The following is a 14,116-nucleotide window of genomic DNA, read 5'->3' as shown; positions in this document are numbered from 1 at the left end:
TTCTTGGCAGCATCTGCCGGTACTCTTTGCGCCGGAGAGTCGATCGGACAGTCGCTGCCCGTTTAAGTTCCACCGCTTTGCGGTGTCGCTGGCGGGGGGAGGAAAGTCCGGGCTCCGCAGGGCAGAGTGCCAGGTAACGCCTGGGAGGCGCGAGTCTACGGAAAGTGCCACAGAAAACAACCGCCTAAGCACTTCGGTGCCGGTAAGGGTGAAAAGGTGCGGTAAGAGCGCACCGCACGGCTGGCAACAGCCCGTGGCTAGGTAAACCCCACTCGGAGCAAGACCAAATAGGGTTCCATCAGGCGTGGCCCGCGTCGGAACCGGGTAGGTTGCTAGAGGCGTCCAGTGATGGCCGTCGTAGAGGAATGACTGTCCTCGACAAAACCCGGCTTACAGATCGACTCTCCACCTTTTCCCTCCTGCTTGAATCGATAGCAGATCTCATCTGGTAATGCCGAAAAAATCTTACTCTTGATAAATCACTTTAAGTTCGGCCCGCATCGGGTTGTGCGCATTTGATTTCTCAAGTCTTTTTATTCCCCAGATAGTCTTTCCACATTCCTTTAACGCGCTAAATCTCGGTCATGTAAGGCTTTTCCTTCCGAACGTGCCTTGACGGTGCTGCGGGCGGATTCCTATAGTGTGCGCAGGTGGCAGGAAGTGGGATGAAGTGGGTTTTCTGACACAAAAAAGCTAATATTGTGGGGAATCGCTGCCGTGTTTCGCGGAGCCAATGCCGTCAGTCTCGATGCCAAGGGCCGTCTCGCCATGCCGAGCCGGTACCGTGACGAGCTCGATTCGCGTTGCAACGGCCAGCTGATCGTGACCATCGACGCTGTCGATCCCTGCTTGTGCGTCTACCCGCTCGATGAGTGGGAGCAAATTGAAGCCAAGTTGCGAGCCTTGCCATCGCTTCGTGAGGAAAACCGCCGCCTGCAGCGCTTGCTGATTGGTAATGCGGTCGACCTAGAGCTTGATGGCAGTGGTCGCTTCCTGGTGCCGCCCCGCTTGCGTGAGTACGCCCGGCTGGACAAGAAGGCGATGCTGGTGGGGCAACTGAACAAATTCCAGCTGTGGGATGAGGAAGCCTGGAACACGGTTTCGGCAGCCGACCTCGCAGCTATCCAACAACCGGGCGCCATGCCCGACGAATTGCGTGACCTGATCCTGTGACCATAGATAGCGGCTTCAACCACATTACCGTCCTGCTCGACGAAGCTGTCGAGGCACTGGCCTTGCGCGCCGACGGTTGCTATCTGGACGGCACCTTTGGCCGTGGCGGACACAGTCGGCTGATCCTCAGCAAGCTCGGCCCAGAAGGGCGGCTGTTGGGATTTGACAAAGACCCACAAGCGATTGCCACAGGGCAAGCGCTGGCGGCCGAAGACGGCCGCTTTGTCATTGTGCAGCGCAGCTTTGCCGAGCTGGGTGCAGAAGTGACCGAGCGCGGCCTGCACGGTAAGGTGAGCGGGATACTGATGGACCTGGGCGTGTCTTCACCACAGCTTGACGACCCGGAGCGTGGCTTCAGCTTCCTCAATGACGGGCCGCTGGACATGCGCATGAACCCCGACCAAGGCATCAGCGCCGCCGAATTCATTGCCACCGCGCCGGTCGAGGAAATCGCCCGCGTATTCAAGGAGTATGGCGAGGAGCGCTTTGCCGGCCGTATGGCCCGTGCAGTCGTCGAGCGCCGTGAAAAGCAGCCGTTCACCCGCACAGGCGACCTTGCCGAGGTTCTCAAGGTGGCCAACCCTGCATGGGAAAAGGGCAAGAACCCAGCCACCCGCGCGTTCCAGGGCCTGCGTATCCACGTCAACAACGAACTCGGCGACCTGGAAACCGGCCTGCAAGCGGCCATCGACGCACTGGAGGTTGGCGGTCGCCTGGCCGTGATCAGCTTCCATTCGCTCGAAGACCGCATCGTCAAGCTGTTCATGCGCAAACTGGCCAAGGGCGAAGCTGATAACCTGCCGCGCAACCTGCCCGTGCAGCACAAGGTGTTCGAACCCACGATCAAGCTGATCGGTAAAGCCCAGTTCGCCTCCGATGCAGAGCTCAAGGCCAACCCCCGCTCACGCAGTGCGGTGATGCGTGTTGCGGAGAAATTGCGGTGAGCAAGTTGTTCGCCAAACCTCTGCCTGGCGGCAGCTTCCTCATGCTCATGCTGTTCGTCGGCGTGTTGGGCTCGGCCATTGCCGTGTCGTACAGCGCGCACTGGAACCGGCAATTGCTCAATACCCTGTACGGGGAGCTCAACGAGCGGGACAAGGCCCAGGCTGAATGGGGCCGGTTGATCCTGGAGCAAAGCACTTGGACAGCGGCCAGTCGCATCGAAAACCTGGCTACCGAGCAGCTCAAGATGCGCGTGCCAGCCGCTGACGAAGTGCGGATGGTGGCGCCATGATGAAGCTCGAAGGCGCACTCTATCCCTGGCGGTTCCGTGTGGTCGTCGGCCTGTTGGCGCTGATGGTCGGTGCCATTTGCTGGCGCATCATCGACCTGCAGGTCGTCGACCGCGATTTCCTCAAGGGGCAGGGCGATGCACGCAGCCTGCGCCACATTCCCATCCCTGCGCACCGTGGTTTGATCACTGACCGCAACGGTGAGCCGCTGGCGGTCAGCACGCCGGTCACCACGCTGTGGGCCAACCCCAAGGAAATGCAGGCTTCGCGCGACCGCTGGCCGCAGTTGGCAACCGCTCTGGGGCAAAATCCCCAGCAGCTCACCGAGCGCCTGACCCAGCAAGCCAACAAGGAATTCATCTACCTGGTCCGCGGCCTGACCCCGGAGCAGGGGCAGCATGTGCTGGACCTGAAGGTACCAGGCGTCTATGGGCTGGAAGAGTTCCGCCGCTTCTACCCTGCCGGCGACGTGACCGCCCACATGGTCGGCTTTACCGACCTGGACGATCACGGTCGCGAAGGCGTCGAGCTGGCCTATGACGAGTGGCTGGCCGGTGTACCGGGCAAGCGGCAGGTGATCAAGGACCGGCGCGGCCGCCTGATCAAGGACATCCAGGTCACCAAGAACGCCAAGGCAGGGAAGACCTTGGCGTTGTCGATTGACCTGCGCCTTCAATACCTGGCTACCCGCGAACTGCGCAACGCCATCGCCGAGCAGGACGCCAAGGCCGGCAGCCTGGTGATCATGGACGTCAAGACCGGTGAGGTTTTGGCGATGGTCAACCAGCCTACCTACAACCCCAACAACCGCCGCAGCATGTTCCCGGCGGCCATGCGCAACCGGGCCATCATCGACGTGTTCGAGCCTGGCTCCACGGTCAAGCCGATCTCGATGAGTGCCGCACTGGAAAGCGGCCGCTGGAAGCCTACCGACAAGGTCGAGGTTTACCCGGGCAGTCTGCAGATCGGTCGCTATACCATCAAGGACGTGTCCCGAAGCGAGGGTCCGATCCTCGACCTGACCGGCATTCTGATCAACTCCAGTAACGTGGGCATGAGCAAGATCGCCTTCGATATCGGCGGCGAAGCCATCTACCGTGTCATGTCCCAGGTCGGGCTGGGCCAGTACACCGGCCTGGGTTTCCCGGGCGAGCGTGTCGGCAACCTGCCCAACCACCGGGAGTGGCGCAAGGCCGAAACGGCCACGCTGTCGTACGGCTACGGCGTTTCGGTCACCGCTCTGCAGCTGGTGCACGCTTATGCAGCCTTGGCCAACGACGGCAAGATGGTGCCGCTGTCGATCCTCAAGGTGGACAAGGCGCCCGAAGCCGTCCAGGCGATTCCCAAGGAAACCGCAGAAACCGTGCAGGGCATGCTCCAGCAAGTGATCGAGGCGCCGCGCGGCGTGTTCCGTGCCCAGGTGCCGTTCTACCACGTGGCCGGCAAGTCCGGTACCGCGCGTAAAGCCACGGTGGGTTCCAAGGGCTACACCGAAAATGCCTATCGCTCGCTGTTCGCAGGCTTCGGCCCGATGAGCGACCCGCGCTATGCGATCGTCGTGGTAATCGACGAACCCGGCAAAGGCGGCTACTTCGGCGGTCTGGTATCGGCACCTGTGTTCAGCAAGGTCATGTCCGGCACCCTTCGGTTGATGAACGTGCCGCCAGACAACCTGCCGCCACCTGCGCCGGCAGCGCCGGCAAGCCAATCGCAAGTCAATGCAGCAGCCGCCAACGGAGGGCGTGGATAATGACAATGCCATTGAGCAAGCTCTTCGCCCATGCCAGCCGCGACCCGCTGATTCGTGAACTGACCCTCGATAGCCGCAACGTGCGCCCAGGCGACCTGTTCCTGGCAGTGCCTGGGGCCAAGGTCGATGGCCGCGAGCATATCGCCGACGCGCTGGCCCGTGGCGCTGCCGCCGTGGCTTACGAGGAACAGGGCGCCACGGTGCTGCCGCTGACCGATGTACCGCTGATTCCAGTCAAGGGCCTGATCGCCCAGCTGTCGGACATCGCCGGGCGTTTCTATGGCGAGCCCAGCCGCCAGTTGAACCTGGTAGGCGTGACCGGCACCAACGGCAAGACCAGCGTCACCCAACTGGTGGCACAGGCGCTCGACCTGTTGGGCCAGCGTTGCGGCCTAGTGGGTACCCTGGGGACGGGTTTCTACGGCGAGCTGAAAAGCGGTCGACTGACCACGCCTGACCCGATCGCCGTGCAGTCGACCCTGTATGACTTGAAAAAACAAGGCGCCAAGGCCGTTGCCATGGAAGTGTCCTCCCATGCACTGGAACAGGGGCGTGTAGCGGCCTTGGCGTTCGACATCGCGGTGATGACCAACCTGTCCCGTGACCACCTCGACTACCACGGCAGCATGCAGGCCTACGAAGCGGCCAAGGCCAAGCTGTTTGCCTGGCCAAGCCTGCGTTGCCAAGTGGTCAATCTGGACGACGACTTCGGTCGCCGCCTGGCTGACGCCTACGCTCACAAGCCGATGGCCGAGCGCATCGATACCCGGTTGATCACCTACAGCCTGGAGCACTCGGACGCCTCGCTGTACTGCCCCAAGGCCAAGTTCGACGACGATGGCGTCTGCGCCACCCTCGTCACCGCCCAAGGCGAGCGCACGTTGCGCACGCAGCTGCTGGGTCGCTTCAACCTGAGCAACGTATTGGCGGCCGTGGCGACCCTGCTGGCGTTGGACTACGCCCTGGACGAGATCCTCAAGGTCATGCCGCAGTTACACGGCCCTGTTGGCCGCATGCAACGCCTGGGCGGCGGCGACAAGCCCCTTGTGGTGGTCGACTACGCACACACGCCCGATGCCCTGGAAAAAGTGCTCCAGGCCCTACGCCCCCATGCCCACGGCCAACTGCTGTGCCTGTTCGGCTGTGGCGGCGACCGTGACCGGGGCAAGCGCCCGCTGATGGCAGAAGTGGCCGAACGTCTGGCCGACCGGGTGCTGGTGACCGACGACAACCCGCGGACCGAAGACCCAATGCGCATCTTCGACGATATTCGGCCCGGCTTTAAGGCGCCGGTCGAGGTGGCGTTCGTGGCCGGTCGCGGTGATGCCATCGCTCAGCTGATCGCCGGTGCCGCTGCCGACGACGTCATCGTGCTGGCCGGCAAGGGACACGAGGACTATCAGGAGATCAACGCGCAGCGCCATGCGTTTTCCGATTTGACCGAGGCCGAAAAGGCACTCGCAGCCTGGGAGGCCCCCAATGCTTGAGGCGATGACGCTTAGCCAGGTGAGCGCCACCTTGAAGGGTCGCCTGACCGGCGCCGATGCCCGCTTCGATGGCGTCAGCATCGACAGCCGCAGCGTTGTGCCGGGGCAACTCTTCGTTGCCCTGGCCGGCCCGCGCTTTGACGGTCATGACTACCTGACAGACGTCAAGGCCAAGGGCGCCGTGGCGGCGCTGGTCGAACGCGAAGTGCAGGGCGTCGACCTGCCGCAGTTGGTGGTCGCCGATTGCCGCCTGGCCCTTGGCCAGCTCGGTGCACTCAACCGGGCGGCCTTCGACAAGCCCGTGGTGGCCATTACCGGGTCCAGCGGCAAGACCACGGTCAAGGAAATGCTCGCCAGCATCCTGCGCACGCGCGGCCTGGTGCATGCCACACGTGGCAACCTGAACAATGACCTGGGCGCGCCGCTGACCTTGTTGGAAATCGCCCCCGAGCACAGCGCCGCCGTCATCGAGCTGGGCGCCTCGCGCATCGGCGAAATTCGCTACACCGTGGGTTTGACTCAGCCCCAAGTGGTCATCATCAACAATGCCGGCACCGCGCACGTGGGTGAATTCGGCGGCCCGGAGAAGATCGTCGAGGCCAAGGGCGAAATCCTCGAAGGACTGGGTGAGGGCGGTACCGCCATTCTCAACCTGGCCGACAAGGCCTTCGACACTTGGCGAACGCGTGCCGGCGATCACCGGATCGTGAGCTTTGCGCTCGACGATACCCGTGCCGACTTCCATGCCAGTGACATTGGCCGTGACCCCCGCGGCTGCCCGTCTTTCACCCTGCACGGGGCCGGCGAGCAGGCGCAGGTGCAACTCAACGTCCTGGGCGTGCACAACGTCAGCAACGCCTTGGCCGCCGCCGCCGCCGCCCATGCCGTGGGCATCAGCCTGCAGGGCATTGCTGCCGGCCTGGCTGCGGTCCAGCCGGTCAAGGGCCGCACCGTGGCGCAGGTCACCCCGAGCGGCGCTCGCGTGATCGACGACAGTTACAACGCAAATCCCACCTCCATGTGTGCCGCCATTGATATACTCGCCGGCTTTTCCGGACGCACCGTCCTGGTGCTTGGAGAAATTGGCGAGCTGGGTCAGTGGGCGCAGGAAGGTCACCGTCAGGTGGGTGACTACGCCCGCGGCAAGGTCGACGCCTTGTATGCGGTGGGCGCCAACATGGCGCACGCCGTCGAGGCGTTTGGTACCCATGGCCACCATTACGCTACGCAGGCCGCGCTGATCGAAGCAGTCAGTGCCGAAAATGCCGGCGATACCACTATCTTGATCAAGGGCTCGCGCAGCGCTGCGATGGAAAATGTCGTGGCTGCACTGTGCGGTGCCAGCGGGGAGAAACATTAATGCTGCTGCTGTTGGCCGAGTATCTGCAACAGTTCCACAAAGGCTTCGCGGTCTTCCAGTACCTCTCCCTGCGCGGGATTCTCGGGGTGCTTACCGCGTTGTCGCTGGCGCTGTGGCTGGGGCCGTGGATGATCCGTACCCTGCAAATTCGCCAGATCGGCCAGGCCGTTCGCAATGACGGGCCGCAGTCGCACCTGTCCAAGTCCGGTACGCCGACCATGGGCGGGGCATTGATCCTGTCTGCCATTGCCGTCAGTACCTTGCTGTGGGCTGACCTGACCAACCGTTATGTCTGGGTGGTGCTGATCGTTACCCTGGCCTTCGGTGCCATCGGCTGGGTCGACGACTACCGCAAGGTCATCGAGAAGAACTCCCGCGGCCTGCCAAGTCGCTGGAAGTATTTCTGGCAGTCGGTGTTCGGCCTGGCTGCGGCCGTGTTCCTCTACAAGACGGCCCCGACCAGTGTGGAGACCACCCTGATACTGCCGTTCATCAAGGACGTTACCATCCCCCTGGGCATCGGTTTCGTGGTGCTGACCTATTTCGTCATCGTCGGCTCCAGCAACGCCGTGAACCTGACCGATGGCCTGGATGGTCTTGCCATCATGCCGACCGTGATGGTTGGCGGGGCGCTGGGCATCTTCTGCTACTTGTCGGGCAACGTGAAATTCGCCGAGTACCTGTTGATCCCGTACGTACCCGGCTCTGGTGAGCTGATCGTGTTCTGCGGCGCACTGATCGGTGCCGGCCTGGGCTTTCTGTGGTTCAACACCTACCCGGCACAAGTGTTCATGGGCGACGTGGGCGCACTGGCGCTGGGCGCGGCGCTGGGCACCATCGCCGTGATCGTGCGCCAGGAAATCGTGCTGTTCATCATGGGCGGTGTATTCGTGATGGAAACCCTGTCCGTGGTCATCCAGGTCGCTTCCTTCAAGCTGACCGGCAAGCGCGTGTTCCGCATGGCGCCGATTCACCACCACTTTGAACTCAAGGGCTGGCCAGAGCCACGCGTGATCGTCCGCTTCTGGATCATCACCGTGATCCTGGTGCTGATTGGCCTTGCCACCCTGAAACTGAGGTAGATGCGCGTGTCACTGATCGCTTCCGACCAATTCCGCATCGTTGTCGGCCTCGGCAAGAGCGGCATGTCCCTGGTTCGCTTCCTGGCGAGCCGGGGCATTGCCTTTGCGGTCGCCGATACCCGCGAGCAACCGCCGGAACTGGAAACCCTGCGCCGAGATTACCCGCAGGTGGAAGTACGCTGTGGCGAGCTTGACGTGGACTTCCTGTGCCGCGCCAGCGAGCTGTACGTCAGCCCAGGCCTGGCCTTGGCTACGCCGGCGCTGCAACAAGCCGCTGCCCGCGGGGTCAAGCTGTCCGGCGACATCGAGCTGTTTGCGCGCAACGCCAAGGCACCGATCATCGCCATCAGTGGATCGAATGCCAAAAGCACCGTCACCACCCTGGTCGGCGAAATGGCCGCCAGGGCGGGCAAGCGCGTAGCGGTTGGCGGCAACCTCGGCACCCCGGCCCTCGACCTGTTGGCCGATGACGTCGAGCTGTACGTGATGGAGCTGTCCAGCTTCCAGCTGGAAACCACCGACCAGCTCAATGCCGAAGTTGCCACGGTGCTGAATATCAGCGAAGACCACATGGACCGCTACAGTGGCCTGCCGGCCTACCACTTGGCCAAGCACCGCATCTTCCGGGGTGCCCGGCAGGTGGTGGTCAATCGCCAGGACGCGCTCAGCCGTCCCCTGCCAGTCGAAGGCCGCCCCTGCTGGACCTTTGGTCTGAGCGAGCCCGACTTCAAAGCCTTCGGCCTGCGCGAGGTGGACGGCGAGAAATACCTTGCCTTCGCGTTCCAGGCTCTGATGCCGGTGCGCGAACTCAAGGTGCGCGGTGCTCATAACCAAAGCAATGCGCTGGCCGCACTGGCCCTGGGCCATGCTGCAGGGCTGCCCTTCGAGCCGATGCTGCAGGCGCTGCGTGAATTCAAGGGGCTCGCTCACCGCTGCCAGTGGGTACGTGAGCGCAACGGGGTGAACTGGTACGACGACTCCAAGGCCACCAACGTGGGCGCCGCACTGGCAGCTATCGAAGGCCTGGGTGCCGATACGCAAGGCAAGCTGGTGCTGATTGCCGGAGGCGACGGCAAGGGCGCCGATTTTGCGGCGCTGCGCGAACCGATCCGGCGCTATTGCCGCGCCGTGGTGTTGCTCGGCCGTGATGCTGAACGCCTGGGCCAGGCCCTCGGCGATGCCGCGCCGCTGGTGCGGGTAGCCTCCCTGGACGACGCTGTGCAGCGCTGCGCCGAATTGGCACAGCCCGGTGATGCCGTGCTGCTGTCGCCAGCCTGCGCCAGCCTCGACATGTTCAAGAACTTCGAAGAACGCGGGCGCCTGTTTGCCCAGGCAGCGGGAGCACTGGCATGATCTTCGGCATCCTCAAGCCTTACCCGTCGCCGCTGATCAGCGGCCGTGGCATCGACTTGGACTTCCCTCTGCTGGCCGGTTGCCTGGCGCTGCTGGGCCTGGGCCTGGTAATGATCACCTCTGCCTCCTCGGAGGTGGCCGCCGTCCAGTCCGGCAACCCGCTTTACCACATGTACCGGCACCTGGTTTACGTCTTCCTCGGGCTAGTTGCCTGTGGCGCGACCATGATGGTGCCGATCGCCACCTGGCAGCGCATGGGGTTCATGATGCTGCTCGGTGCCTTTGGCCTGCTGGTCATGGTGCTGGTGCCCGGCATCGGGCGCGAGGTCAACGGTTCGATGCGCTGGATCGGCTTCAGCTTCTTCAACGTCCAGCCTTCGGAAATCGCCAAGGTATTCGTGGTCATCTACCTTGCCGGCTACCTGGTACGCCGGCAGACCGAGGTACGTGAGAGCTGGATGGGCTTTTTCAAGCCGTTCATCGTGTTGCTGCCCATGGCCGGTTTGCTGCTGATGGAGCCTGACTTTGGCGCCACCGTGGTGATGATGGGGGCCGCGGCTGCCATGCTGTTCCTGGGTGGGGTGGGGCTGTTCCGCTTCAGCCTGATGGTGGTGCTGGCGGTCGTGGCGGTGTTTGTGCTGGTGCAGGCGCAGCCCTATCGAATGGCGCGACTGATCACCTTCACCGACCCCTGGTCCGATCAGTTTGGCTCCGGCTACCAGTTGACCCAGGCCCTGATCGCATTCGGGCGGGGCGAGTGGCTGGGCGTGGGCCTGGGCAACAGCGTGCAGAAGCAGTTCTACCTGCCTGAAGCGCACACCGACTTCGTGTTCTCGGTGCTGGCCGAAGAGCTGGGTGTGGTTGGCTCGCTGGTCACCATCGCACTATTCGTCTTCGTCACCATTCGCGCGCTTTACATCGGGCTGTGGGCCGAGAAAGCCAAACAGTTCTTCGCCGCGTACATGGCCTTTGGCCTGGCCTTCCTGTGGATTGGTCAGTTCTTGATCAACATTGGCGTGAACGTCGGCCTGCTGCCGACCAAGGGCCTGACCCTGCCGTTCCTCAGCTATGGCGGCAGCTCGCTGGTCATCTGCTGCGCGTGCGTGGGGCTGCTGCTGCGTATCGAATGGGAAAGCCGTACCCATCTGGGCAGCGAAGAACATGAATTCAGCGAGAGCGACTTTGCCGAGGAGCCTGCCCATGGCCGCTGAACACAAGAACGTATTGATCATGGCCGGCGGAACCGGCGGTCACGTGTTCCCAGCGCTGGCTTGCGCGCGCGAGTTCCAGGCGCGTGGCTACACCGTGCACTGGCTGGGCACCCCGCGAGGGATCGAAAATGAACTGGTGCCCCAGGCCGGCCTTACCCTGCATCGGATTCAAGTCAGCGGCCTGCGTGGCAAGGGCAAGCTCTCGCTGCTCAAGGCCCCTTTGACCCTGGTCAAGGCCGTGCTGCAGGCCCGGCGCATCATCCGCACGCTCAAGCCTGCCTGCGTGCTGGGCTTCGGTGGGTATGTCACAGGCCCGGGCGGCGTGGCGGCGCGCCTTTGCGGGGTACCGCTGATCATTCATGAGCAAAATGCCCGCGCCGGCACCGCCAACCGCTTGCTGGTACCCCTGGCCGCACGGGTATGTGAAGCCTTCCCCGACACCTTCCCGGCCAGTGAAAAGCGCCGCACCACAGGCAATCCGGTGCGTGCAGAACTGTTCATGGATGCCGGGCGTCCTGCGCTTGGCCAGCGCCAACCGCACCTGCTGGTGCTCGGCGGTAGCCTGGGCGCGGAACCCTTGAACACATTGTTGCCTAAAGCGCTGGCCGAAGTGCCCGAAGCCGTACGGCCCCAGGTGTTCCACCAGGCTGGCAAGCAACATGCGTCGATCACCGCCGAGCGATACCGCCAAGCCGGTGTCCAGGCGCAGGTCGAGCCCTTCATCAAGGACATGGCCCAAGCCTATGGCTGGGCCGACCTGGTGGTGTGCCGTGCCGGGGCCCTGACCGTCAGCGAGCTGGCGGCAGCGGGCCTGCCCTCGATGCTGGTGCCCTTGCCCCATGCGATCGACGACCACCAGACCCATAACGCCCATTATCTGGCCCGCGAAGGCGCTGCCTTCCTGATGCCACAAGCGACAACTGGCGCAGCGCAGCTCGCTGAACGCCTGAACGAGGTGCTGATGCAACCCGAGAAACTGACTGTCATGGCCGGTACCGCAAGGCGCCTGGCCAAACCTGCTGCAACCAGCACCGTCGTCGATATCTGCCTGGAGGTGGCCCGTGGTTGAGAGCCAGAAAGCCATGCCCCAGCCCAAGATGGGCCGTATTCGTCGTATCCATTTCGTGGGTATCGGCGGTGTCGGCATGTGCGGTATCGCCGAGGTATTGCTGAACCTGGGCTACGAGGTATCCGGTTCGGACCTCAAGGTCTCGCCTGTGACCGAGCGCCTGGAGTCGTTCGGCGCGCAGATCTTCGTTGGCCATCGTGCAGAGAACGCTGCGACCGCTGACGTGCTGGTGGTGTCCAGCGCCATCAACCCGGCCAACCCTGAAGTGGCCACTGCCCTGGAACGTCGCATTCCGGTGGTGCCACGGGCAGAGATGCTGGCCGAACTCATGCGCTACCGCCATGGCGTGGCCGTGGCCGGTACCCACGGCAAGACCACCACCACCAGCCTGCTGGCCTCGGTATTCGCCGCCGGTGGGCTGGACCCCACGTTCGTCATCGGTGGTCGCTTGACTGCAGCGGGCACCAACGCCCAGCTAGGCACCAGCCGTTACCTGATTGCCGAAGCCGATGAAAGCGACGCCAGCTTCCTGCACCTGCAGCCGATGGTCGCCGTGGTCACCAACATCGACGCCGACCACATGGCCACCTACGAAGGGGACTTCAACAAACTGAAGAAGACCTTCGTCGAGTTCCTGCACAACCTGCCGTTCTATGGCCTGGCCGTGATGTGCCTGGATGACCCGGTGGTGCGCGAGATTCTGCCTCAGGTCAAGCGCCCGACGGTCACCTACGGCTTCAGCGAAGAAGCCGATATCCGCGCCATCAATGTTCGTCAGCAAGGCATGCAGACGCATTTCACCGTCTTGCGCCGCGACTGTGAGCCGCTGGAGGTTTCGGTGAACATGCCGGGCAACCACAATGTGCTCAATGCACTGGCGACCATCGCCATCGCCACCGACGAAGGCATTCCCGACCAGGCCATTCTCCAGGGGCTCTCCGGGTTTCAGGGCGTGGGCCGTCGGTTCCAGGTGTACGGTGAGCTGCCCGTGGAGGGCGGCAGCGTGATGCTGGTGGACGATTACGGTCATCACCCCACTGAAGTGGCCGCGGTGATCAAGGCCGTGCGTGGCGGCTGGCCAAGCCGCCGGCTGGTGATCGTCTACCAGCCGCACCGCTACAGCCGCACCCGCGACCTGTACGACGACTTCGTCCAGGTGCTCGGTGATGCCAACGTGCTGCTGCTGATGGAAGTCTACCCGGCCGGCGAAGAGCCGATCCCGGGGGCCGATAGCCGCCAGCTGTGCCACAGCATCCGCCAGCGCGGCAAGCTGGACCCGATCTACATCGAGCGCGGCGCCGAGCTGGCGCCGCTGGTTCAGCCGTTGCTGCGTGCCGGCGACATCCTGATCTGCCAAGGTGCCGGCGATGTCGGCGGCCTGGCTCCGCAATTGATGAAAAGCCCGCTGTTTGCCGGCGCCGTGCAGGAGACGTCGAAATGACCAGCGCCTACGACACATTGCCCAGCACCCTGGACGTCAAGGCGTTCGGTCGCGTCGCCGTGCTCTATGGGGGCAAGAGCGCCGAGCGGGAAGTCTCGCTCAAGTCCGGCGCCGCCGTGATTGGCGCGCTCACCGAAGCCGGCGTGGACGTCGTCGCCATCGACGTGGGCGATGACCTGCTTGCGCGTCTGCAAAGCGAAAAAATCGACCGTGCCTTCATCATCCTGCACGGCCGCGGCGGTGAAGACGGCAGCATGCAAGGGCTGCTCGAGTGCCTGGGCATTCCTTACACCGGCAGCGGCATCCTGGCTTCTGCCTTGGCGATGGACAAGCTGCGCACCAAGCAGGTGTGGCAGAGCCTGGGTATTCCTACCCCGCGGCATGCCGTGTTGGCCAGCGAAAGCGATTGTTTGCGTGCCAGTACGGAACTGGGCTTCCCGCTTATCGTCAAACCTGCCCATGAAGGCTCCAGCATCGGCATGGCCAAGGTGAACAGCGAGCAGGAACTGGTCGCCGCCTGGCAAGAGGCCGCCAAATACGATTCTCAGGTACTCGTGGAACAGTGGATTCACGGCCCGGAGTTCACCATTGCGGTGTTGCGCGGGCAGGTGCTGCCGCCGATTGCCCTGGGAACGCCCCACGTGTTCTACGACTACGACGCCAAATACATCGCCAACGATACCCAGTACCGCATTCCCTGTGGGCTCGATAGCGCCAAGGAGCAGGAACTGATCGATCTGACTGCCCGCGCTTGCGATGCCATTGGCATCGAAGGCTGGGGGCGGCTGGACGTGATGCAGGACGAGCAGGGCCGGTTCTGGCTGCTCGAAGTAAACACCGCCCCAGGCATGACTGATCATAGCCTGGTGCCCATGGCGGCCCGCGCGGCCGGCTTGGACTTCCAGCAATTGGTGCTGGCCATCCTGGCCGACAGCGTGGCGACGCGAGGTTAATCATC

Annotated in this window: 12 protein-coding genes and 1 other RNA gene; all 13 read left to right on the top strand. The window is 63.4% G+C overall.

Annotated elements, in window-relative coordinates; translation table 11 throughout:
- Positions 1 to 35 precede the first annotated feature (35 nt).
- The 13 genes from rnpB to ACF8R3_RS21000 all read left to right on the top strand — a co-directional run bounded on the left by rnpB (position 36) and on the right by ACF8R3_RS21000 (position 14,111).
- Positions 36 to 409: RNase P RNA component class A (gene rnpB, locus ACF8R3_RS21060), an RNA gene on the top strand.
- A 308-nt stretch (positions 410 to 717) separates the two neighbouring features.
- Positions 718 to 1,173, top strand: a complete 456-nt coding sequence (gene mraZ, locus ACF8R3_RS21055) for a division/cell wall cluster transcriptional repressor MraZ (RefSeq protein WP_023534344.1) — start codon at positions 718 to 720, stop codon at positions 1,171 to 1,173.
- Complete coding sequence (rsmH, locus tag ACF8R3_RS21050; RefSeq protein WP_392516093.1) at positions 1,170 to 2,117, top strand: 16S rRNA (cytosine(1402)-N(4))-methyltransferase RsmH; 948 nt, start codon at positions 1,170 to 1,172, stop codon at positions 2,115 to 2,117. The genes mraZ and rsmH overlap by 4 nt, the downstream gene beginning before the upstream one ends.
- Complete coding sequence (gene ftsL / locus ACF8R3_RS21045; RefSeq protein ID WP_023534348.1) at positions 2,114 to 2,407, top strand: cell division protein FtsL; 294 nt, start codon at positions 2,114 to 2,116, stop codon at positions 2,405 to 2,407. Before rsmH ends, ftsL begins: the two co-directional genes overlap by 4 nt.
- Positions 2,407 to 4,155, top strand: coding sequence for a penicillin-binding protein 2 (locus ACF8R3_RS21040; RefSeq protein ID WP_167338592.1), 1,749 nt, complete (start codon positions 2,407 to 2,409; stop codon positions 4,153 to 4,155). The genes ftsL and ACF8R3_RS21040 overlap by 1 nt, the downstream gene beginning before the upstream one ends.
- Complete coding sequence (locus tag ACF8R3_RS21035) at positions 4,155 to 5,642, top strand: UDP-N-acetylmuramoyl-L-alanyl-D-glutamate--2,6-diaminopimelate ligase (protein WP_196121591.1); 1,488 nt, start codon at positions 4,155 to 4,157, stop codon at positions 5,640 to 5,642. The genes ACF8R3_RS21040 and ACF8R3_RS21035 overlap by 1 nt, the downstream gene beginning before the upstream one ends.
- On the top strand, positions 5,635 to 7,002 hold the full coding sequence (murF, locus tag ACF8R3_RS21030; protein ID WP_392516092.1) for a UDP-N-acetylmuramoyl-tripeptide--D-alanyl-D-alanine ligase: 1,368 nt from the start codon (positions 5,635 to 5,637) through the stop codon (positions 7,000 to 7,002). The genes ACF8R3_RS21035 and murF overlap by 8 nt, the downstream gene beginning before the upstream one ends.
- Positions 7,002 to 8,084, top strand: coding sequence for a phospho-N-acetylmuramoyl-pentapeptide-transferase (gene mraY, locus ACF8R3_RS21025; protein ID WP_015271711.1), 1,083 nt, complete (start codon positions 7,002 to 7,004; stop codon positions 8,082 to 8,084). Before murF ends, mraY begins: the two co-directional genes overlap by 1 nt.
- A 6-nt stretch (positions 8,085 to 8,090) precedes the next feature.
- Positions 8,091 to 9,437: a UDP-N-acetylmuramoyl-L-alanine--D-glutamate ligase gene (murD, locus tag ACF8R3_RS21020; protein WP_058637231.1), complete on the top strand. Its 1,347-nt coding sequence runs from the start codon at positions 8,091 to 8,093 to the stop codon at positions 9,435 to 9,437.
- On the top strand, positions 9,434 to 10,648 hold the full coding sequence (gene ftsW, locus ACF8R3_RS21015) for a putative lipid II flippase FtsW (RefSeq protein WP_058637160.1): 1,215 nt from the start codon (positions 9,434 to 9,436) through the stop codon (positions 10,646 to 10,648). Before murD ends, ftsW begins: the two co-directional genes overlap by 4 nt.
- The gene (gene murG, locus ACF8R3_RS21010; protein ID WP_058637159.1) at positions 10,638 to 11,717 is read left to right on the top strand and encodes an undecaprenyldiphospho-muramoylpentapeptide beta-N-acetylglucosaminyltransferase; all 1,080 of its coding nucleotides are present in this window, start codon (positions 10,638 to 10,640) and stop codon (positions 11,715 to 11,717) included. Before ftsW ends, murG begins: the two co-directional genes overlap by 11 nt.
- 13 nt (positions 11,718 to 11,730) lie before the next feature.
- A complete protein-coding gene (murC, locus tag ACF8R3_RS21005) occupies positions 11,731 to 13,158 on the top strand; it encodes a UDP-N-acetylmuramate--L-alanine ligase (protein WP_178091270.1) in 1,428 nt (475 codons plus the stop codon).
- Entirely contained in the window at positions 13,155 to 14,111 is a 957-nt protein-coding gene (locus ACF8R3_RS21000) for a D-alanine--D-alanine ligase (protein WP_058606147.1), read from the top strand. The genes murC and ACF8R3_RS21000 overlap by 4 nt, the downstream gene beginning before the upstream one ends.
- The last annotated feature ends 5 nt before the right edge of the window (positions 14,112 to 14,116 follow it).

This window comes from Pseudomonas sp. FYR_7 (genome assembly GCF_043106155.1).
Classification (GTDB): Bacteria; Pseudomonadota; Gammaproteobacteria; order Pseudomonadales; family Pseudomonadaceae; genus Aquipseudomonas; species Aquipseudomonas parafulva_B.
This window is presented reverse-complemented; position numbering and strand designations above follow the sequence as displayed.

Bases quoted from the DNA above. Each gene is read 5' to 3' on its own strand.
- ACF8R3_RS21035 (WP_196121591.1), top strand. From the start codon at position 4,155: ATGACAATGCCATTGAGCAAGCTCTTCGCCCATGCCAGCCGCGACCCG.
- mraY (WP_015271711.1), top strand. From the start codon at position 7,002: ATGCTGCTGCTGTTGGCCGAGTATCTGCAACAGTTCCACAAAGGCTTC.
- ACF8R3_RS21040 (WP_167338592.1), top strand. From the start codon at position 2,407: ATGAAGCTCGAAGGCGCACTCTATCCCTGGCGGTTCCGTGTGGTCGTC.
- ftsW (WP_058637160.1), top strand. From the start codon at position 9,434: ATGATCTTCGGCATCCTCAAGCCTTACCCGTCGCCGCTGATCAGCGGC.
- ACF8R3_RS21000 (WP_058606147.1), top strand. From the start codon at position 13,155: ATGACCAGCGCCTACGACACATTGCCCAGCACCCTGGACGTCAAGGCG.
- murF (WP_392516092.1), top strand. From the start codon at position 5,635: ATGCTTGAGGCGATGACGCTTAGCCAGGTGAGCGCCACCTTGAAGGGT.
- murC (WP_178091270.1), top strand. From the start codon at position 11,731: ATGCCCCAGCCCAAGATGGGCCGTATTCGTCGTATCCATTTCGTGGGT.
- murG (WP_058637159.1), top strand. From the start codon at position 10,638: ATGGCCGCTGAACACAAGAACGTATTGATCATGGCCGGCGGAACCGGC.